We start from the raw sequence: 19,150 nt of genomic DNA on the forward strand, positions 1-19,150 counted from the left end.
TCATAGCTCCGAAGTTGTGGAGGGGGCTGCGCTGGAAGGCGTTTTTCCAAGGGTGCCCATCTCGATTGGCGTCTTAGTGAAAAACACCGATATCTCCTCGGAGTCCAGTCGTGTGAACAACCGTTCTGCCTCATCTTCCGTGATTGCCAAGCGAATCTCCGTGGGTTGATCCGCCAGCTCAAAAAAGTGCGATGAATGCAGTTTTCCGGTGTGCCCAAACCCTTCGATTCCAGTGCAGAGCGTGGCGCCTCGCAAACCCATTTCTTTAGCCACGTCGACGATCCATTCGCCTAGCATCTTTCCCTGATAGCGACGGTTTTGTTGAGTAAAGAAAACGACCATAAAGCCTTTCATTTCGATCTCCTCAGCGAGTACCAATCATTTGGTAGGACAGAAGCCCGGCAGCAGTCATCGCTAACGAACCTACGACGTGCAACGAAATTGAGCCGAGCGCCCAGAGCAGTCTGCCTTCCTGAATCAAGGCAACCGTTTCGGCTGAAAATGTGGAAAAGGTGGTAAGCCCACCACAGAAGCCCGTGATGATCAGGAGACGCCACTCTGGGCTTAGGGTCGGAGATGCGGCCAAGAAGGCGATGGCCAAGCCGATGATGTAACCCCCAACCATGTTCGCGACCACAGTACCTGGAGGAATCGTTGGGAACAGAGCATTCAGCTTCATCCCCAAAAGCCAACGCAACCAAGCTCCAAGTGAAGCGCCAACAGCGATGACGATTAATGACTTCAGCATGGCGAGCCCACCTCATCAGACCTGAATGGAATAACAGGCGGAGGGCAGGTGCAGAGAAGAAATCGAGACTCGAAGGGTAAGATCATATCCTGTCCTAAATTGGAGGACAGGGAGGCACACCTACGCACCCTGTCCAGGGTTCACGTAGGCATCATCAGCACGAAGGCGGTTAAAGGAGGAATGCCATCTCCTGTTCTGATCCTATAGCATCAGCGCCAATGGCATCAAGAGCAGTTACACGCGAGCGATCTGAAGGCCCCTTCGGCCAGGCAAGATGGTTGATCAATGATCCAGGCAGGGGTCGACCCTTCGCCCAACCAGATTAGTTGGCGCGTCTACATCGATTTAACCGATACCACTTCCACATACTTGTACTTTTTCCTAGCAGCCTTCACAGCCTCCTGCTCAGCAAGCAACGAGCTCAACGTGTCGGCCTCGTGGATAAACTCATGCATCTTCCCCTCGAATTCGTTTCCAACCCGAAGCGTGACCTTCAGCCTAGGCGTAAATGCTTTTGCCACTTTCTTCTTCGCTGCTGGAGCGACCAGCGGTTTGGCGAGCACAACTTCTTCCACGGGCTCCGGCACTAGCGACGTAGAAACTTGCTCCTCTGGCTGAGGTGTGCCGAAAAGGGCATGACGCATTTCTTCTTCAGTTAAATCAGAGCTCATAGAACATCTCAAAGGGACGCATTTCGCTGGGCAAGTTCTAATAGGATTGTTGCTGACCGGTGTTCGGGGAGCCTGCGGAGACGTCAAATCCCCAATTCGATTTCAATACAAGAGCCTCGCAAGGCTCGCGAAAGCTGCGCCTTTGGCAGCAGTGTAATGAGCCCATCAACTAAGTTGCTAGCGTGACGAGCGTACAGCGTGACTGTGCCTGCATCAGGCGTTCGACCTGGCACGATGGCACCTACCCGCTGCTGGGCAATTTTCAGTATGCTCAAGACTTCCTGACTCACCTCATTGGTGGACAGGTGTTCAACCAATGGTCTGGGTGGAGGGGCGGCGCGGCTCCACATTTCTATGACCGCTTGGAGGAGTCCGTCTGAGCCGAGATGCTCGAGGGCCCTCTCCCATAACTCACCCTCCTGCGCCATATTCAGGCGAGCCCTAGTCATAACGGAGTTCCTGCAACATGAGGCTCTTTCTTGATTGCGAATTTACTCAGCTCTCATCTGCAGCGAAGCTGATATCGCTGGCACTGGTTGCTGAGAATGGTCGCGAATTCTACGTGGAATTGGTCGACACATGGCGAAAGGAAGATTGCAGCGACTTCGTCGTAGAGATCGTCCTTCCGCAGCTATGGGGCGGTGACAATGCACAACCTACCATCAGGGCAAGAACTGCACTGCTCGATTTCCTAGCCTCGTTCGACGAAGTTCTGGAGATTGTCACAGATGCTCCACAGTACGACTGGGAGCTTTTCTGCGAACTCGCATATGACGATGGTAAATGGCCAAGGAACATCCGGAATTACCCCACTGACGCCACCACTCTGGATGCCACAAGTGAAGGGGTTCCGCTTCCGCATCACGCTCTTCTTGACGCCCGTATCATCGCTAGCATGTTCAACGAAAGCGATCTGAAGAAAGGGTGATGAAGTCCTACGGGCCCAAGGTGATCTAAAGCTGTCTTCCACAGCAATCCTTCTTGGGACATATTCAGCCTGGTGCTGGTCATTCAGAAATCAAGCCTGTTCAGACTTGCTGGTCAAATACCTACGAATAGTAGTTTTAGACAGACCCAACGCTTCAGATATCTCGGTTACTGACACTCCCTCACTGTGAAGGCGATTTGCCTCTGCCGCTTTCTGCGCTGCTCCGGATCGTGCTGGTCGACCAGGAGGAAGCTTCCCTGCACTTACCAACGACTCCATCTCAATATCTACGCTGTCCTTCCTAATCCTATTTAGTTGCTTATTCAGACGCTTCAGCCCCTCCCTAAGCGGCTCGTTGGACTGTAGACACGTCGCCATGAGGATCAGTGAGGCTGGCTCAACCTCCAGCAGCGCTGCAAGACGAATGAGCACATCAATCGTGATGTTCACCTCCCCACGCTCAATGCGGCCCCAATAGGAACGGTCAATAGTGATCAGGTTTTCTTGCGTAAGACCTTTTTTTCTACGCAGTGCTCGCACCACTACAGCTAGGGCTTCTGCGGCCTCCATGACATTTCCCCACGCAAATCGAGGATAAGGCCATATTGCGGCGCACCATAACACGGGCTATGATCCGTATTATGGTGCTATCAGCGTTTTTGAGGCCTGCTTTTCGATGCATATACATCCGTAAGCGGAGCTACGCACCTTGCTTGCGGGAGCCATCTGCTCGAGTGCGAGCGACAACAAGCGGGCTTGAATTGTCAATTTCCCGGTTATTAATGAAAGGAAGCCCTATGGCCAGCGTCGAAGAACCCGACTTCATGAATGGGCCACGGACACCACTTGAGGGCCTGTCGAGCAGCTCTGCAGCTCGAGCCTTAGCAGTCGAACGATTTCCTAAAAAGCCTTACTGCCTAGTTCGCGACTGGACAATATTTCGTATTGAAGTCACCCGCGACGAACTCTTCAAATGCCAGGCAGCGGGCCAACTCCCGATGATTCTGTTTGCTCACAACGTGGCCGAGGACAGCCAAGGCCGTTTCGAACGCGGCGATTGGGTTCGTTCAAGCATGTGCACCGGTTTCCACGACGGTGTTGCGTTCGAAACCAGAAACTCTGTGTACGTGTTGATTGGCCCCGGTCATGAACAGCTCGCAAGCCTGAAAGACGTTTTCTCCCTCTTCTAACTGCGCTCTGTATCGGAGCCCATTCAGGCTAAGGACATACGATGTTTAGAACACACGACGCCGACATGCTCGGTCTACCCGGTATGTTTGGTGAAGGTCAGTACCAATGGCATCAGGTATCCAAAGTGCTTCGTAATCACTGGTATCACGTAACTGTCCAGGCTAAGTCCGAGGGCAGAATTTCAGAGGTGGTTCTGATGATCGATAGCGAACCACGGCTTCAGCAACTGCTGATTGCCCAGGACGCGGAGACGATCATCACAGAGGTGCAAGTAGTCACTCCCGCCCACATGAATGGCACGGGAGCTTGGCGCATGGAGACACTGACCAAGGTGACACTTGGTGAAGACCAAAACGAGTGTGTTGTGTGCCTGCTGGAGGTGGAGACCGGCTCCAAATACCACAGTTCTCACCAACCTGGCTTCAACACTGATGCGCTGAGCAACCTTCGTCCGATCTATCACGCGAACATGATTCGTACAGCCTGAGATTTACCAAGAATCTTGCACGATACCAGCACAGATGGTTCCGTGAAGATTTCCTGGTAACGCCATACGGACTGTGAAAGGAACGCAATTATGCTGAACACCTTGGATGTGAATTTTCATGGAAAACGACATACAGATTTCGATCTCGCACGAATCCTGAAAGCACAAGCGCAAGGCTTCGACAAACCGATAACAGCTTATCTCTGCGGAGTATCCATAAAGGCTCGTGCTGGATTAGGCGTCGTGTTTGGTCACAGCCGTAAAGACCAATATGGACGGTTCGGCGACGGACATCTGATCCGGACTTCTGACGTCATTAAGGCGGAGCGCGAGGGCCGTTTTTGGGTACTGACCACAGTGAACTCGCGGTACGTAATCGCGACCTTCCAGCGCGACAATGGACGTGCGAGCCTGCGTGAATTTCTGCGCCTTTCACAGGGACAGCACCATTTCACGCCACGGATTCTACAGTAACCGTCTGTTCGTTTTTGCAGTGAGCGAAGTCTCCTAAAAAACCTCGAGGTATCGTTATGATCGTGAAAGCGGGGGAAGTCGTCTGCATAGAATCAGGTGTTTTTGAGCAGTACGACCGCGCAGGGCCGTTTGTCGCGACGCACGGCTTCGACTTGGATTTATTCGTTGAAAGGATCATGCCGCCGACGGCGCAACAATGGGAGATATCTGATTTGATGAGGGACATCCCAAGACAGCTTCTGGAGCAAGGCTTCATTACAAAAATGCCTTGTAGGAAGATTTACCTGGGGGCTTGGGATGAGTTCGAAATTAGAGAAGAGCAAGACGATATCTGATGTTGATCGCCATTACCTAGGCGTTCAAGAGTTGTACCAACGTTTGAATTTTCTCAGAATCATCAGGACAGGGTTAAACAGGCAACCAATTTTTCGGCAGCAGCTTGTTAATATCACTGGTGCGCTGGCTAGGCAGGCTCGTGAAAACCTCCTTCAGGTATCCTGCCTCCAGAAAGACGCTGATCGTTAAGCAAGTGGTGTTGGGCAGACGCTTACGGAGTTTCGCCCCATTCGGGGCGGCAAAGACCTAGTGCAACTTCTGTCGAATGCGAAAATCTCAGCTTTCCGGTTCTTACTGCAGCCGAGCTGAGAAGACGCAATTGAAGTGTTCAGAGGCTGAACTTATGACCGCAATCTTTGTTAAGGCATTTGTAATTGTCGAGGACATTTTCATCGATTGCCTCACCAGCCTTGGCACCTACTGCGGCTCCTGCAGCTCCGCCAAACAGGGCACCTAATATGCCTCCAGCAATAGCCCCAATAGCAGCTCCAGCCGCAATTCCCACTGGGCCGGCAAACGCGCCTACGACAGCGCCCGCTTCCCCGCCAGCCGCTGCTCCAGCTGCGCCGCCTGCGTAGCCTGCAACCCCACCAGCGACAGCACCGGTAGCGCCACCTACGCGTTTCCCGTAATTAAGTTTGTCGACATTCGTCTCGTGACACTTCGGACACGTCATCATTCTGATATTCCTAGTGAGCTGTAAAAGGTGGACATCTGACCAATGCGGGCAGATAGCGCAGGCGTCAGATCGAGAAGCCAGAGATGTTATCGGCAGCCGGAATCAAGGCTTGAGGGCTGTACACCCACAGTTTCCGGGGCGCTACGCGGTGTACTACTGCAGGCGGCAGCGAGCATGAGTTTGATGCAGCCGGCACCTATGAAGCAGGCATTATCCGTATGCCTACCTATGCTCGCTGATCACGCATTAGCTCTTATGGGAAAAATCAAAATTTGGCCTGAGTCGTTGGCTGCAAACTCGGCGAGTGTCCCAGGTTGACTGCGCTCCAAAGCTATTAAGTTGGACTCATAGGACAGCGCCGGGAGGATAGCTTTGCCCTGCTCCAAGAAATCCAAGATCTTCGGAAAATGGTCAGCCGGCATTTGTATCGCCATTTGCTTGTCTGTTAACAGGGATTCAACACGAGTCGTGTTGAGGGCGGGCAATTCAGTTAACAGGTCTTGTAAGGATTCCTCGGCGTATTTTGGTGCACCGACCCGCATCTGCACATGAGAGCGAAGCAGTCCAATATGGACAAGGCGCTCCTGAAAAAGGGCGATAGTAGGAAGATGCTCAATGCTGCTGCCCGCTATGCTCGCATGCTTCTGAAGGATCAGCCTGCTGAGTTCGTACTCCTTCGTGATAGCTGGCAGAAGCGATTTCAGTAGATGGGTGTCTCCTTCCTCGCTGAATTGCTTGGCAGACAAAACGAGCGACCGAAACTGGGCTTCATCCAAAAATAGGGCACGATCTCGCGCCTCGCTAACGATTTCCAGAATCTGATTGATGTTGATGGACTGAGCTTGAACCTGTGCGCTCAGCTTGTTGAGTTTGCTGCACACTATCGCAAAGCCTGCGACAGAAACCGCCAGGTTCAGACCAGACAGCGCAAGGTTAGCTACCTGCAATCCCTGCAGCACATTCATGCTTTGCTGTAGGCCGCCCATCGCCGTCTGTGCAGACCCGAAGCCTTGATTGAGCAATATTTGAAGGTTTTCGATGCTTTGTTGAGCCGCTTGCTGATCACCTGGAAATTTCAGATGACCGACAATTCGGCCACCGTCAGGACTCCCAGCAACATGACGAATAACTCCGCCCCATATTTGATATATGCCGCTGCGAATGCCTTCTAGTATTTCCGGTGAGTCGGTCAAAACACGCCATACATCCGTGTTCATAGGCATGCTTCTAGGCTCCTTCGATAGTAATTATATTCAGCGTCGACTTGACGCTGGCGCATGTTTGCGATCAGAAGCACGGCGGGGACAGTTATGCGAAGCTGGCTGGTAAGTCCTGCAATTTCATTATTCAAATAGCCGGGCAGAAGCACAATCTTAAGGATTGGCACGAAAACATTATCGAAGGAGTGCTCGCCCAGAAAACGCTCCAATGGGCTTCGATCCGGGTAAACGATCCCCCGCACGATGAGATCTAGAAAGTTTGCTCTATCTTCGTTCGCGAAGTTTTTGCTTGAGCTTTTGGCAAATTTTTTAAAAGCGTGCTCGATTATTTTCTCTTCAATGTCGTAGATATCTTCATGCTTGAGAATCTTTGCGCCGAGATGTATCCCCACATCCTTCGCCACTTCTCGGTATTCAGCGCCAGTACGCCGAAACGCGTTAGCGAGTGCGTTGCCACCATAGCAGCAGATTTCTTGCGCTAGCAGAGCGCCTATAGATTGGAGCTTTCCGAGTTTTTTGTTTTTTAGAATCGTGTCTTTGGATATGGTGCTCAGCGCGAGACGACCGCCCCCCCTGTCCGTGATGATGTCTGCAAGAATGTCCAGTTCTGACGATGCCGCCCGTGCGACCACGTCCGCTAACGTCCTAGTGCGCATTACAACCGATTCCATCATATCTCCCTGGTAGCTACCGTCCGGTTTGGGCCTTGCTAGGCGGCACAAGCTTATGACGAAATCCTCTCACAGCCGAACAACCTAAGCCACTGGCCGAATGCCACTGGTCAAGGTGATGTCGGTTGAGATGAGTGAAACCGCCGATGCGCAAGCGCTGCGCGGGTACCAGTAAAAAAGGCTAGGCGCCTGTACTTGGGGTGAAGGCACAATGCACCTAGCGAGCGTGCCGACCAATCCCGATTGGGGAATGAGAAGGGAGATGATGAGCCAGAGCTGTACGATACGAGTCGACCAGCTTTGGATGGTGTAATGCAGATAGCTGTTACTGAACAGTAAGCGGGCGGTGAACACATCTTGCTTTTTATCGTCGTGAGTTGCGGCTCCGGGGTAGGCAAGCAGACCACTCTTCAGGCAAGAGAAAATGGCTTAAGATCATCGAAGACTGTAATGGAACATCTCGACTAAAAGGACGCGACATTTATGGAAATCCCCCTTGCTCAAATCAGGGAGCGTTTGAATAATCGCCGATTTACGGTAGCGGGTAACGCCCACGGGCTATCCGGTGCCGGCACAGTATTTCACTACCATGTCGAAGAAGATTCCATTTGGGGTACTTACCAAGGTGGCCGGATCCGCATGGGTCATCAAGTCGGACGCGTGACTAGCCCCGATACGATTGAGCTTCTTTATCATTGCTTAACTACAGATGGTGAAATTCTTGCTGGCTGGTCTCGTGGCACGGTAGGCGTTGATCACGCAGGACGTACCACTCTGTTGTTCGTATGGGGTTGGTTGTCGGGCGCGACTGGAGGTGGGGAGTCTAGCTACGTTGAGCTTGCCGCGTAGCGGTCAAGCTTTTTGATTACGCCCGCGTCCATCTGTGCGGTAGTAACTCGGAAATCTCACTGGCCTGCTGCGTCGGCAGGCGCGTGAGGACGTCCTTTAAATAGGCATACGGATCATGCCCGTTGAGCCGTGCCGACTGGATCAAGCTCATGATCGCCGCAGCCCGTTTTCCGCTGCGTAGCGATCCAGCGAAGAGCCAGTTCTTGCGGCCAAGAGCCCATGGTCTGGTCTGATTCTCTGCCCAATTATTATCAATAGGTACGGCACCGTCATCGAGGTAGCGTGACAACGCTGCCCAGCGTTTCAGGCTGTAATCGAGTGCTCTGCTGATAGCCGAACCTTCGGGCACAAGATCACGCTGGACGATCAACTGCATTTCGCTGCCTTGTCGAAGGCTTGGCCAGTGAAACTTGCCCTGGTTCAAGCGACGTGCGGCCAACCAAACACCAATCCCATCGTGTACCAGCACTTTCATGCGATTGGCCCGGCGATTGGCAAACAAATAAGCGCAGTGCGGCTTCGCCGCACCGAAGACCGCAATCACCCTGGCCAATGCGGTCTCAGTACCGGCGCGCATGTCCATGGGCTCGGTGGCGAGCCAGATGGAGTCGATGCGGATCATCGCAGCAGATCTCGCAGAAAGGTGGCACAGGCATCGGCGCTTTCGGTCGGCCAGTTCACTTTCATGGTGCCGCGCGGGAGTGGGATTTCCAGGCAGATAGTCGATGACGCGGCTTGCGAATTTGCTCTGGCTAACTGCAAGGGCAGCGGAATGAAAGCAGGTTGCAGTGCCATGGCTTTCTGCGTTTGTACTCGAATCCATTTATGGACGAGGTTCGCGTTGAGGCTGTGGCTCAGCGCAACGCTGGCAATCGAGGCCCCGGGCTGGGAACAGTCTTGAATGACCTGGGCCTTGAAGGATTTGGAATAAGAACGGCGTTGTGGCTTCATGAAAGACCCGCTTAAAAGGCTAGAAATGGTGTCCACTTAAATCAGGTGGACACCATCGCCTTTGGCGTCAGGGTCAGGAAGGTGTGTTGGCCGGACGCATACACTGAACAGGCTGCCTATTTCTCTTGGACATTCGGGCACGTGTTCTATCTCACCGAGGCCTTACTAAGCTGCAGTGTTAGGTTCAGGGGGCGGAAATGTAGCTGATTTTAATAATCCCAGCGTTCTTCAGCCAACAACGACCTATTCAACTCATCTCGATGCGCCTGCCATTGCGGCAAATACTGATCCATCAAGCTGCGAAAACGGTCATTATGGTGACGTTCAATTAGGTGCAGCAGTTCGTGGACGAGAATGTATTCCAAGCACTGGATCGGCTTTTTGGCCAGCTCCAGGTTGAGCCAGACACGGCGGGCAGCGATGTTGCAGGTTCCCCACTTGGTTTTCATCTTCTTGATGCCCCAAGCGTTCGCCTCAACCCCCAAAATCGGCTGCCATTTATCAAGCAACGTGGGGATTAGCTTTTTCAACTCGGCACGGTAGAAGGCTTGCAGGAGTTCTTCGCGCCGCTCCGTGTTGGTCTCCGGGCGTACGAACAGATCCAGCGCGGCCTTGCCCCGCAAAACGACACGCATAGGTATGCTGCCTTCGACTACACGCAGACGATAACGCTGGCCCATAAAGTAATGGCTTTCGCCGCTAACCATACGTCTCTGAGATTGTCGTGGCTGGGCTTCAAACTTCGCGCGCTGGCGTTTGATCCAGCCGAGTTTGCCCACTACAGCCAAGCGCACAGCGTCGTCGCTGACGGCCAATGGGGCCGCCACGCGCACTCGGCCCAAGGGAGGATAAACGCCCAGATGCAGGTTTTTGATGTTCTTACGCACCACCTCGACGCTCAGTCCGCTGACGGTGATGCTGTGGCTGTCAGTAGTCACGTTGGCTCGTTACCAGGTCTAGAAGTTTATCCAAGGCCTGATTAGTTGCGCTTACCTGGCACTCGCCGGCAAGCTCTCCAGTTTCGTGGCTGGCAGCATCGAGCACCTCTTTAATCGCCAGGCGCACCTTGCGTATCTTGAAGGCATTGTTGCGCCAATCATCCTGACGGTTGGCCAGCACCGCGTGATCGACTGCCAACGCTAGACCGGCGTTTTTATCCAAATTGTCGTACAGCGCCTGACGCGCTCCGGTGTTCATGGTTGATGGATAGCTATTGGTACTGCTTGGGTTCTTCGCCTGTTTTGTCAGCTCAACAACCTCCTGTAGATACTGCTGGTAGCTGATGGCGTCTTCTTTGCGCTTGGCGATCAAGGCATCCAGCAAAGACGACATCGTCTCGTAATACTTCGGGTTGATTGGCGACTCATCGATAATAAGCTTACGCACGTTGTTCTCGATGGTCTCTGCCACAGCCTCCCCGCTACCGCGAATTCCCTGAGGCAGCGCATCTACCGCATCAACGCCGCGCTCGACGATGAGCTGGATCAACGATAAATCGTTGAATGCCGAGATGATCTCGCTTTCTTCAGCACGGATGTAGGTGTCGATCAAAAAGCGCATGTCAGGCTCATAAGCCTTAAGGTCGATGTAGTCACCGCTGGCAACCTTAACCTCGTCACGCACCTTGTTGTAATGATCAACCTCATTTTTGATCTCGGCGATTTCCTTGGCGCTGTAGCCCGCCTCTTCCAGCTCGTTGGCGACAGCGGCAAAGCAGCGAATCAAGGTGGCGGTCATCTTGTACAGGTTCAGCCGGCGCGGCTCATTGGCTTTGAGTTGCTCGGCGTTGCCTGATTCGGTTCCGCAAAAGTAGCGCAAATAAGCCGGAGTATCTCGTGGCTGATCAACTGGCTCGCACAGCGCCTTGATCGTCTCGCGCGCATCCTCAAGGTCGTCACGTGCATTACTGAGGCGGTCTTCCAGCAGGCCAGCGACATCGGATTTATCGAAGCCATCCAGCGCACCACTGGTGTAGTCGTCGATGGAATTTTCTAGCTGTTTGAACAAATCTTTGTAGTCAACTATGTATCCATATTGCTTGTCTTCACCATCGAGGCGGTTGACCCGGCAGATGGCTTGAAACAGGCCGTGGTCGCGCATTTGTTTGTCGATGTATAGGTAAGTGGCTGAAGGGGCATCAAAGCCGGTCAGGAGCTTATCAACCACAATCAGCAGACGCATCTGCCCTGGCTCCTTGATGAACTTCTGCTTGACCTCTTTTTCGAACACTTCCGGATCTTTACCATCCAGCATCTGGTTGTAGATGTTGTATTTACGCAGTTTCTCGGTCAGCCCTTCGCCGGTAGCCTCGCCCTTTATGTCGGCTGGCGATGGCTTGTAGCTGGTGACTATGGCGCAGGTATCGGCCATGCCGGCCTTAGCGAATAGCTCGTAGCATTTGCAGGCTTCGAAGATGCTGCTGGTGACCAGCATCGCGTTACCTCGCCCAGTCGCTAAGCGATCACGGGTGGCCAGGTCGAGCATGATGTCGGCGACGATTTTCTCCAGCCGCGACTGGCTCGACAGCACTTTTTGCAGTGTGCCCCAGCGCTGCTTGAGCTGGGCCTTGGCCAAGTCATTCAGGCCCTTGGTTTTGGCCTCAAACCACTGATCGATCTTTTTCTGCGAGGTGATGTTCTGGTCGATGTCACGGGCTTCGTAGCGCAAGTCGAGCACCACGCCATCCTTAACGGCCTCATCAAACTTGTAGGTGTGGATGTAACCGCCAAACACCTCAATGCTCTTTTGCTTGTCCGCCTTGAGCAGCGGCGTGCCGGTGAAGCCGACAAACAGCGCGTTGGGCAGAATCATCTTCATCGCCTTGTGCAGTTCCCCAGACTGGGTACGGTGGCACTCATCGACGAACACATAGATATCGCCCTTGGCGCGAAAGTCAGCCGGCAGATTCTTACGCAGCTCTTCAAGGAAACCTTTGATATCTGGGTTACCTGACTCGTCTTCTTCGCGGCTACCGAACTTATGCACCAACGAACACAACAGCCAGGGTGCCGACTGGTTCAGTTTAGCGATCAGGTCAGCGCCGCTCTGGCTGCGGTATATTTGCTCATTGACCCCGGTAAATACTTTCTCGATTTGCTCGTCCAGTTCAGTACGGTCGGTGATGATCAGTACCCGAGAGTCCTGGATGTTTTCCCTTATCCACTTGGCCAGCCAGACCATGGTCAGTGACTTACCACTGCCTTGCGTGTGCCAGATGATCCCACCCTCGCGGCGGCGTAAATAATCCTGGGCGGCACGCACACCGAAATACTGATTCTGGCGGCAAAGTTTTTTCACGCCACTGTCGTACACCACATAGTCGTGTATCAATTCCAATAAACGGCTTTTGCTGCACATCTGCTGCAGCTGGCGATCTAGGAGGTTCTCAACCGGACTGTCTTCCTTCCAGGTCAGGAAATACTTCTCTCCTGTCTGGATGGTGCCGTAGCGCATTCCTTGAGTGTCATTACCCGCCATCACCAACTGCATGGTGGAAAAAAACGGTTGGATGAATTCAGGCTTCTGGTTATCAAGGTTCTGGCGAATACCCTGATTGACTGCCGTGCGGGAACGTTTCAACTCCAGCACGGCTAAGGCGATACCGTTGATGTACAGCACGATATCCGGGCGCTTGGAGCTGGCCTTGGCATTTGCGCCCTTAACCGTTACTTCCTCGGCCAGTGCGAAATGGTTGTTCTCGGCGTTTTTCCAATCGATTAACCAAACCGTTTGGGTGTTTTCGCCCACCTCAGGTTTGACTCGCACGCCGTAACGGAGCAGTTCATACACCGCTTTATTACGGTCATACAGACTCTTGCCGGCATCGGCAGCTACCTTAGTCAGCTCGAACAAGGCCCGGGTAATCAACGTGGTGTCTACACCCTGCTTGGTTAGCCAGATGCGGAGCAGCTCTTGCTCGATGTTGGCGTTGCTGGCGCGATCCGCCCAGTCACCTAAATACCCATAGCCAAGGGTGTGCTGGAACAACGCAACCACGCGTTCTTGGGTCATACGCTCGATCTGGCCGACTGTATTCATATAATTCTCAAGTAGATCCATCTAACGCCAAATGTCCGCCGACAATGTCCTCGGGTTATCAACCCTTAGGTTCGAGATCGGCAACATGCCTTAAAGCAAATAATGCTTCAGCCTCTCAGGTGCCCATACACGATTTGCAAGAGCTTCAACCAGTTCGCACCTTTCCATTTGCTGCATTTTGTTGAAGGTTGCATAAGACTTGAAAGGTAGCTGCTGGGCTTTCCGGAATGCCTCAAATTTAGGTTGATTTTTGTAGGCCGACTCAGTAAGCGTCGCTGCATAAAAATTCTGCTGCGCATACTGTGGCGCCTTTTCCTCGAAGGTATTGTCCTGATAACTGCGGTTCACATCCGCCGGAAGTAGGACGAGCCCGGCTACATGATTGCGAGCTGTCTCAAACTCCTGCTCAGATGCGAACTCTTCGGAGTGGCGACTGTATTTGTCAGCCCAAATGTGCTCGATGTCACAAGGATTTTTCGAATTGCGATCTACGTAGTGTGGAAATAAATCTGGTTTACCTGCCCCTATTTCGGTGAATGCTGTGATGCGAGCTAGTAAATGGTAAATATAACGTCGACTAAACTGATTCATTCTAAGATCACTGACGCCATGACGTCCCCTGCTTGGGCTACCCGAAAAGGTCACATCGTCTGAATCAAGTTTGGCCATTAGTACCTGAACCAAGCCCTCAAGGCTTAGCCCACGAATTTCTTTGCACAAAGACCACATCGTGTAACTGGTACTTGAGTACCCCACGCGGATGTAATTGACAGTTCGACGCATCAGCCAAATATCTAGATAGCTGGCCGTTACCGCCAATTTGCGTAGTACCGTATCGCTGTCATCGGTTACCCGCAGGGGAGCTAATAGCACCGTATTCTGCCAAGTAAATTCATTGTGGGCGTTGTAGTATATTGCCTCAAGCCCAGCGGTGTATGTATAGCTTGCATCAAGAATCTGCCGGTACACTGAGCTAAAAAATGGAAAGTGCGTAGTGATTAACTCAAGATTGGCTGTCTCGGAACCAAGGCCTAATCGGGCTTTATTATCGCGCGCCCATCGGTGAAAAACCGAGCCAATTAGCTCCCAATCCTTGTCTACTGCCCCTGCCTTGCCCTCGCGTTTGGAGTCGGCATATTGCGCGCGAAACCAAGCTTTTATGCAGGCAGCATCGCGCTCCGGCTCTGATTCATTGCCCCATGAAATCAGATCAAGCACCTGGCGCTTCCAAACATGATTCGCATTTCGGCGTCGTGCGTCATCCTCTATAGGAGCAAGCAGATAAGCCTTGAGCATATCCACCGGGCTCAACGGCTTGCCGCGATCATTCATGGTTTCGAAAATCGCATAGGCATAGCTGTCATTGTCGGTGGCAATTTCAATCAGACCAACTTTGTTGATCAGCCAGTAGATGAAGTGCGGCAGCGCATTTTTTAGCTCACCCACCAAGTCGATTTGCTCAATGTCTTGGTAACGGTTGTACATGGTCTGGATGGATTCTTCCCTGCCATCTGGGTTGAAAGGCACATCGTTGAACAGTGCCTCGATTACAGGTAGTCGTTCGGTGATATCCAGATTGAACAAAGGCTCCCCAAAGGGGGCGGAATAAATCAGTGGGGCTAGGTTACCAACCACTCCTAGGTCTTGCTCCTTGGCCGCATTATGCAGATATATTAGCAGCAAGGTCAGAGAGGTTACCCGCTGCTGACCATCAACCAGATAGCTTTTGCCATTGCGCTTGCTGACGATGATTGAACCGAGGAAGTAATCTTCGTAATTGCTGACCTCCTTGGTCTTGTCGCCTTCTTGGTAGCAACTCAGAAATTTGTCGCGTAGGTCACCCAGCAACTCTTCAATATTTTCTCGCTCCCATTTGTACTCACGTTGGTACTCATCAATGGAGAATGACTGACTGTGCAACAACTGCTGCACGGTGCGATAGTGCGGGGTAATGGTACTCATAGAAGACGAATCCTTCCGGTCAACAGCTCCTGCATCATGCCCTGCTTCAGCTGGCGAGCTTTATCGCGACGGGTTTCGAGGGCGGTTAACTCGCTGTCCATATCGGAGAGCACGGTAGCGATGGCGGCTTGCTCCGCTCCGCTCGGGAGCAAGATACTGAGTGATAAAAGAGTTCCCTTGGATATGTTTTTCATACTGCCGCTTGTGCCGGTAGCATTAGACCTGATCCTTAATTTGTACTCAGGGCTGCTAAGTACATAGCTCAACCACTTTACATTTATGTCGCTTTCCTTTCGAAAATGTGTCATCCAGAGACGGTCGGGCAAAAACAACCATGGATAATCTTGTTCAACATAGCCACTCTCACCGACCAAATCAGGCGTATTCATTCTGCTGATAAGTATTGTATTAGAGAGAGGGCTTGTCGTTGTTCTTTTTAAATCGATAGGTGCGATTTTTTTGCATTCCAGCGGAAAAAAATTTCCATTCGAAACTGCCGATGTTTTTAAAATCGACTGGACATGACCATATTGACGAAGGCTTTCATCCACAGAGTTAACACTTATACCCGCCTCTAGTCTTTCAACCAAGTCACCAAATGAGCGCGCTTTCCACTCGCCACTAAACCCGGGTAGGCGTTGTTGGCCGGTGAGAAGTTTTTGCATGGTGGCTTGTTTGATGTCGCGTTTTTTTGCGACCAGTTGATCTAGGCCTCTGACCAAAGCGTCTATATCCGTTAAAACGCTCGCTATTGCATTTTGTTGCAGCCTTGGAGGGTACGCCATGATAAAATCTGACAAGTCAGGACAGCTAACTACTGGTTGCGCCCCTTCTCTCTGGCTGTCTCTTAGTTGCTTCGTAATAACTGGACTTTCTAAATAATATTTAACAAAGTTTTTTTCTGATTTATGCACATCAACAGCAATGCGCGCAGTGCTGCGGGAAAGCACTGCGCCTTCAAGCCAGCTTGGAATTACTTCAACTTGTCCTATTCCTGCTCCGACGACCGTCATGACTATGTCGCCAGCGTTGAGCTTTGCGTTTTTAAATTGGGCTTCTAGTAGTTTAGAAAGCCGGTGCATTCCATCCTCGCCAGACCATCCTTTAGAGTAATCTTGACTGCGCAACATAAAGCAGCCATCAGATACAAACGTTCCAGGCTGAACGACGCCATATCGAATATGGCGGCCTTCTTCGAGGAGGTCGGCCAGTCGACAGACCTCCCAATTATCTGGAATCACCCCGACCTCAGTCAGCTTGTAACCCGGCCTAACCTGCGTACTCATAGTGCGAAGCCCATCTTGGAAAGATGCTCATTCACCTTGGCTGCCAGTGCCTCGACTTCGACGGTTAGTTTTGGCAAAGGTGTGGCATAGCGCTCTGCCAGTTGGCGAGTGCGCGAGGTCAAGGCTTGGGAGACGCGATCCAGTTCGGTCTGTATGTCCACAGCCAAGGTCGCCAGCCATTTGTCTTCAATCACCAAGGCTTTGATATCTGCTTCGCTGAGTTGGATATATTGCTTGGCGACTTTTACATCGAGGGTCTTTTTCGCATCTTTGGCCTTTTTACCAGCGGCGGACTCTTGCTCCAGTACGGCCAGGTAGTGCTCAAGGGTGGCGCGTTCACCGGCAGCCGCCAGGTCGCTCTTTATAGCCTTGATGCGATCTTTCACGCTTTTGGCGTTGAGTTTACCTTTGTCGGTTTTACCCTCGGCTAACAGGCCATCTTCACCGCCGTGCTCTTCGTCCAGCTCTTCCAGCTGGCGGCTAAAGGCGTCGCGGGCGGCTTCCAGCCGTTCGATTGCTGCTGAGTCAGTTGCGAAGTAGCGCTTGATCAGCAGCTCTGGCGGCAGCAAATCGGTGTTCGGTTGGCCTTGGTTGGCACCATCAACAATCAGCGCCTGCCAGCCGTCACTCACCAACTGATAGAGATCGTCCTGCATAGCTGTGGCCCAGTAGTCGAGCAGGTGCTGGTAAACGTCGTAGGCATCCAGCAACGGGGCTTCGGCGAAGCTGGCGAGCAGGTCTTCGGCCAGGTTGTCGATCAAAGCCTTGGGTTTGTCACCAATAGCTATGGCCTGCAAATGCGGACGATTGCGGGTTTTCCAGCCTTCGAACAGCTCGGTGATGGTCTGGTTGAAAGTGGCGAACTCTGGATGAGCAAAGATGGTTGGTTTGATCTCGCCAATGGCCACTTGCAGCTGGCTGTAGCCAGCCCGTGCGGGTGCAAAGAGGCTGGCGCGTACCGCAGGGATAACCCGCCAATAGGCGGCCAACGCATCGATGTCGCGGTCGGGAATGCCGCCTTGCAGGTGGGCGGCGATGTCTTGCAAGTCTTCGGCTGCGCTGGCGTCGATATAGCGCGGGATGTTGAGGTTGTAGTCGTTGTCAGCAATCTCCGTCAGTGGTACCAGGCGGGCGTATTTGGCTACTTCGTGCTGCTGGGTAAAGGTGTCAACGATTTTGTGAATGTCTTGCTCGCGCAAGCGGTTTTTATTGCCATCTTTAATGAAACCTTTGCTGGCATCAATCATAAAGATGCCTTTACGGCTGTTGGCATGCTCTTTATCCAGCACGATGATGCAGGCCGGGATGCCGGTGCCGTAAAATAGGTTGGCCGGCAGGCCGATTATGCCCTTGATAAAGCCCTGCTGGAGGATGCGCTGGCGAATAGTGCCTTCAGCACCGCCACGGAATAGCACGCCGTGGGGCAGAATCACCGCGCCTTTGCCGGAGTGCTTGAGCGAGGTAAGGATGTGCAGCAAGAAGGCATAGTCACCATTCTTCTCGGGTGGGATACCAAAGCCGAAGCGCTCAAATTCATCTTCAGCCGGATTGAAGCCGTTGCTCCAGGCTTTGGTTGAGAACGGTGGGTTGGCGACGACAAAGTCAAAACGCTTGAGCTTACCTTTGAACGGGCCGTGGGCCTCGGTGAAGTAAGGTGCAGATAGGCTGTTGTCCTTCCAGATAGTGGCCGTCTCGCAGCTGTGCAAGATCATGTTCATCTTGGCCAAGGCGCTGGTGGCGTTGTCCATTTCCTGGCCGTAGATGCTCAGGTCGAGGTTGGTGGCGTGCTTTGCCTCGTCATGAGCTTTCAGCAACAGCGAGCCAGAGCCGCAGGCAGGGTCATAGATAGTCTGGGTGCTGTCGGTGGCTGCGCTAATGCCAATGACCTTAGCCATAATCCTCGAGACTTCTGCCGGGGTGTAGAACTGCCCCTTGCTCTTACCAGACTCGGTGGCAAAGTGGCGCATCAGATATTCGTATGCATCGCCGAGGATGTCATCGCCCTGAGCGCGGTTACCCTTGAAGTTGAGACCGGGTGAATCGAAGATGCTTACCAGGTTGGACAGCCGATCCACCATCTCCTTGCCTTTGCCAAGCTTCTCGGCATCGTTGAAGTCAGCCACATCAATCACGCCCGTCAGGCCGTTAGCCTCGGCAAGGGTGCGAATGATGATGTTGAGCTTGTCGCCAATCTCCTTGTCGCCTTTGAGCGCGACCATGTCGGAAAAGCCACCGCCGACCGGTACTTCAAGCATCGCGTTATGTTTGCCTGCGTATTTGTCAGACACATACTTCACAAACAGCAGTACCAGCACATAATCCTTGTACTGCGACGCATCCATGCCCCCACGCAACTCGTCGCAGGACTTCCACAAGGACGAATAAAGCTCAGATTTTTTGATAGCCATCGGGGAGAATTACCGCCTTCGCGAAATGTGGAGAATGGGAATGGTAGTGTGCGGCTACTGGCTGCTCGCCGATGTTGACTTCAAGGTGGCGGTGGCATGCGCAGAATTGCAGTTAAGAATCTGCAGACTGAAAGCGATTCGGATTTGCGTGTTGTGGCAACAAAGCCCCAGGCGCTTCTCACGAATTTTGATTGCTTCAGGAGTAGGTCAGCCCAGAGAGTTAGATAGCTGACGCCTTGTTGATGCTGCCG

18 protein-coding genes, 3 pseudogenes and 1 riboswitch are annotated in these 19,150 nt (G+C 52.6%); of the genes and pseudogenes, 7 read left to right on the forward strand and 14 right to left on the reverse strand.

Annotated features, from left to right (window positions below):
* From PspS35_RS21290 to PspS35_RS21300, 3 genes are all read right to left on the reverse strand, one after another.
* Entirely contained in the window at positions 1 to 354 is a 354-nt protein-coding gene (locus PspS35_RS21290) for a DUF190 domain-containing protein (RefSeq protein ID WP_008438039.1), read from the reverse strand.
* 10 nt (positions 355 to 364) lie between these two features.
* Entirely contained in the window at positions 365 to 748 is a 384-nt protein-coding gene (gene crcB, locus PspS35_RS21295) for a fluoride efflux transporter CrcB (RefSeq protein ID WP_055135309.1), read from the reverse strand.
* A gap of 138 nt (positions 749 to 886) precedes the next feature.
* Positions 887 to 948, reverse strand: a riboswitch (Fluoride riboswitch).
* Positions 949 to 1,083: 135 nt separating this feature from the next.
* Positions 1,084 to 1,419 carry a hypothetical protein gene (locus PspS35_RS21300; RefSeq protein WP_055135308.1) on the reverse strand — a complete coding sequence of 112 codons (336 nt, stop codon included), beginning with the start codon at positions 1,417 to 1,419 and terminating at the stop codon, positions 1,084 to 1,086.
* A gap of 466 nt (positions 1,420 to 1,885) precedes the next feature.
* Here PspS35_RS21300 and PspS35_RS21305 point away from each other — a divergent pair, with 466 nt between their 5' ends.
* Positions 1,886 to 2,347 carry a 3'-5' exoribonuclease gene (locus tag PspS35_RS21305; protein ID WP_159936672.1) on the forward strand — a complete coding sequence of 154 codons (462 nt, stop codon included), beginning with the start codon at positions 1,886 to 1,888 and terminating at the stop codon, positions 2,345 to 2,347.
* A 90-nt stretch (positions 2,348 to 2,437) separates the two neighbouring features.
* Here PspS35_RS21305 and PspS35_RS21310 read toward each other — a convergent pair whose 3' ends face one another.
* Positions 2,438 to 2,917: a transcriptional regulator gene (locus tag PspS35_RS21310; protein ID WP_058419434.1), complete on the reverse strand. Its 480-nt coding sequence runs from the start codon at positions 2,915 to 2,917 to the stop codon at positions 2,438 to 2,440.
* A 227-nt stretch (positions 2,918 to 3,144) separates the two neighbouring features.
* Between PspS35_RS21310 and PspS35_RS21315 the strand changes: the two genes are divergently transcribed.
* The 4 genes from PspS35_RS21315 to PspS35_RS21330 all read left to right on the forward strand — a co-directional run bounded on the left by PspS35_RS21315 (position 3,145) and on the right by PspS35_RS21330 (position 4,834).
* Positions 3,145 to 3,537, forward strand: a complete 393-nt coding sequence (locus tag PspS35_RS21315) for a hypothetical protein (protein WP_238785912.1) — start codon at positions 3,145 to 3,147, stop codon at positions 3,535 to 3,537.
* A gap of 197 nt (positions 3,538 to 3,734) precedes the next feature.
* Positions 3,735 to 4,025 carry a hypothetical protein gene (locus PspS35_RS21320; RefSeq protein ID WP_238785913.1) on the forward strand — a complete coding sequence of 97 codons (291 nt, stop codon included), beginning with the start codon at positions 3,735 to 3,737 and terminating at the stop codon, positions 4,023 to 4,025.
* Between the two features lie 90 nt (positions 4,026 to 4,115).
* Entirely contained in the window at positions 4,116 to 4,499 is a 384-nt protein-coding gene (locus tag PspS35_RS21325) for a hypothetical protein (protein ID WP_159936675.1), read from the forward strand.
* Between the two features lie 56 nt (positions 4,500 to 4,555).
* Entirely contained in the window at positions 4,556 to 4,834 is a 279-nt protein-coding gene (locus PspS35_RS21330) for a hypothetical protein (protein WP_159936676.1), read from the forward strand.
* A gap of 919 nt (positions 4,835 to 5,753) precedes the next feature.
* Here PspS35_RS21330 and PspS35_RS21340 read toward each other — a convergent pair.
* Complete coding sequence (locus PspS35_RS21340) at positions 5,754 to 6,737, reverse strand: hypothetical protein (RefSeq protein WP_159936678.1); 984 nt, start codon at positions 6,735 to 6,737, stop codon at positions 5,754 to 5,756.
* The gene (locus PspS35_RS21345) at positions 6,728 to 7,405 is read right to left on the reverse strand and encodes a hypothetical protein (RefSeq protein ID WP_159936679.1); all 678 of its coding nucleotides are present in this window, start codon (positions 7,403 to 7,405) and stop codon (positions 6,728 to 6,730) included. The genes PspS35_RS21340 and PspS35_RS21345 overlap by 10 nt, the downstream gene beginning before the upstream one ends.
* Before the next feature lie 196 nt (positions 7,406 to 7,601).
* Here PspS35_RS21345 and PspS35_RS21350 point away from each other — a divergent pair.
* A pseudogene (locus tag PspS35_RS21350) lies at positions 7,602 to 7,718 on the forward strand (DUF4113 domain-containing protein); the annotation flags it as partial.
* 170 nt (positions 7,719 to 7,888) lie between these two features.
* The gene (locus PspS35_RS30415; RefSeq protein WP_238785914.1) at positions 7,889 to 8,254 is read left to right on the forward strand and encodes a hypothetical protein; all 366 of its coding nucleotides are present in this window, start codon (positions 7,889 to 7,891) and stop codon (positions 8,252 to 8,254) included.
* Between the two features lie 16 nt (positions 8,255 to 8,270).
* On the opposite strand, the pseudogene PspS35_RS30420 reads toward PspS35_RS30415, so the two are convergent.
* From PspS35_RS30420 to PspS35_RS21385, 8 genes and pseudogenes are all read right to left on the reverse strand, one after another.
* A pseudogene (locus PspS35_RS30420) lies at positions 8,271 to 8,621 on the reverse strand (transposase); the annotation flags it as partial.
* Between the two features lie 12 nt (positions 8,622 to 8,633).
* Positions 8,634 to 8,876 (reverse strand): annotated as a pseudogene (tnpB, locus tag PspS35_RS30575) (IS66 family insertion sequence element accessory protein TnpB); the annotation flags it as partial.
* Positions 8,873 to 9,205, reverse strand: a complete 333-nt coding sequence (locus PspS35_RS21360) for a transposase (RefSeq protein ID WP_238785915.1) — start codon at positions 9,203 to 9,205, stop codon at positions 8,873 to 8,875. The gene PspS35_RS21360 and the pseudogene tnpB, both read right to left, overlap by 4 nt.
* 209 nt (positions 9,206 to 9,414) lie before the next feature.
* A complete protein-coding gene (locus tag PspS35_RS21365) occupies positions 9,415 to 10,143 on the reverse strand; it encodes a SprT family zinc-dependent metalloprotease (protein WP_159936681.1) in 729 nt (242 codons plus the stop codon).
* Positions 10,133 to 13,243, reverse strand: coding sequence for an HsdR family type I site-specific deoxyribonuclease (locus PspS35_RS21370; protein ID WP_159936682.1), 3,111 nt, complete (start codon positions 13,241 to 13,243; stop codon positions 10,133 to 10,135). Before PspS35_RS21370 ends, PspS35_RS21365 begins: the two co-directional genes overlap by 11 nt.
* A gap of 90 nt (positions 13,244 to 13,333) precedes the next feature.
* Complete coding sequence (locus PspS35_RS21375; RefSeq protein ID WP_159936683.1) at positions 13,334 to 15,205, reverse strand: DUF262 domain-containing protein; 1,872 nt, start codon at positions 15,203 to 15,205, stop codon at positions 13,334 to 13,336.
* Positions 15,202 to 16,491 (reverse strand): restriction endonuclease subunit S, encoded by a 1,290-nt coding sequence (locus PspS35_RS21380; protein ID WP_159936684.1) that lies wholly within the window; start codon positions 16,489 to 16,491, stop codon positions 15,202 to 15,204. Before PspS35_RS21380 ends, PspS35_RS21375 begins: the two co-directional genes overlap by 4 nt.
* On the reverse strand, positions 16,488 to 18,899 hold the full coding sequence (locus tag PspS35_RS21385; protein ID WP_159936685.1) for a type I restriction-modification system subunit M: 2,412 nt from the start codon (positions 18,897 to 18,899) through the stop codon (positions 16,488 to 16,490). The genes PspS35_RS21380 and PspS35_RS21385 overlap by 4 nt, the downstream gene beginning before the upstream one ends.
* Positions 18,900 to 19,150: the final 251 nt, after the last annotated feature.

Origin of the sequence: Pseudomonas sp. S35 (genome assembly GCF_009866765.1) — a bacterium.
In the GTDB taxonomy this organism is placed as follows: Bacteria; Pseudomonadota; Gammaproteobacteria; order Pseudomonadales; family Pseudomonadaceae; genus Aquipseudomonas.

Bases quoted from the DNA above. Each gene is read 5' to 3' on its own strand.
- PspS35_RS21340 (WP_159936678.1), bottom strand. From the start codon at position 6,737: ATGCCTATGAACACGGATGTATGGCGTGTTTTGACCGACTCACCGGAA.
- PspS35_RS21305 (WP_159936672.1), top strand. From the start codon at position 1,886: ATGAGGCTCTTTCTTGATTGCGAATTTACTCAGCTCTCATCTGCAGCG.
- PspS35_RS21330 (WP_159936676.1), top strand. From the start codon at position 4,556: ATGATCGTGAAAGCGGGGGAAGTCGTCTGCATAGAATCAGGTGTTTTT.
- PspS35_RS21360 (WP_238785915.1), bottom strand. From the start codon at position 9,205: ATGAAGCCACAACGCCGTTCTTATTCCAAATCCTTCAAGGCCCAGGTC.
- PspS35_RS21310 (WP_058419434.1), bottom strand. From the start codon at position 2,917: ATGGAGGCCGCAGAAGCCCTAGCTGTAGTGGTGCGAGCACTGCGTAGA.
- PspS35_RS21380 (WP_159936684.1), bottom strand. From the start codon at position 16,491: ATGAGTACGCAGGTTAGGCCGGGTTACAAGCTGACTGAGGTCGGGGTG.
- PspS35_RS21385 (WP_159936685.1), bottom strand. From the start codon at position 18,899: ATGGCTATCAAAAAATCTGAGCTTTATTCGTCCTTGTGGAAGTCCTGC.
- PspS35_RS21375 (WP_159936683.1), bottom strand. From the start codon at position 15,205: ATGAGTACCATTACCCCGCACTATCGCACCGTGCAGCAGTTGTTGCAC.
- PspS35_RS30415 (WP_238785914.1), top strand. From the start codon at position 7,889: ATGGAAATCCCCCTTGCTCAAATCAGGGAGCGTTTGAATAATCGCCGA.
- crcB (WP_055135309.1), bottom strand. From the start codon at position 748: ATGCTGAAGTCATTAATCGTCATCGCTGTTGGCGCTTCACTTGGAGCT.
- PspS35_RS21315 (WP_238785912.1), top strand. From the start codon at position 3,145: ATGGCCAGCGTCGAAGAACCCGACTTCATGAATGGGCCACGGACACCA.
- PspS35_RS21300 (WP_055135308.1), bottom strand. From the start codon at position 1,419: ATGAGCTCTGATTTAACTGAAGAAGAAATGCGTCATGCCCTTTTCGGC.
- PspS35_RS21320 (WP_238785913.1), top strand. From the start codon at position 3,735: ATGATCGATAGCGAACCACGGCTTCAGCAACTGCTGATTGCCCAGGAC.
- PspS35_RS21370 (WP_159936682.1), bottom strand. From the start codon at position 13,243: ATGAATACAGTCGGCCAGATCGAGCGTATGACCCAAGAACGCGTGGTT.
- PspS35_RS21325 (WP_159936675.1), top strand. From the start codon at position 4,116: ATGCTGAACACCTTGGATGTGAATTTTCATGGAAAACGACATACAGAT.
- PspS35_RS21345 (WP_159936679.1), bottom strand. From the start codon at position 7,405: ATGGAATCGGTTGTAATGCGCACTAGGACGTTAGCGGACGTGGTCGCA.
- PspS35_RS21290 (WP_008438039.1), bottom strand. From the start codon at position 354: ATGAAAGGCTTTATGGTCGTTTTCTTTACTCAACAAAACCGTCGCTAT.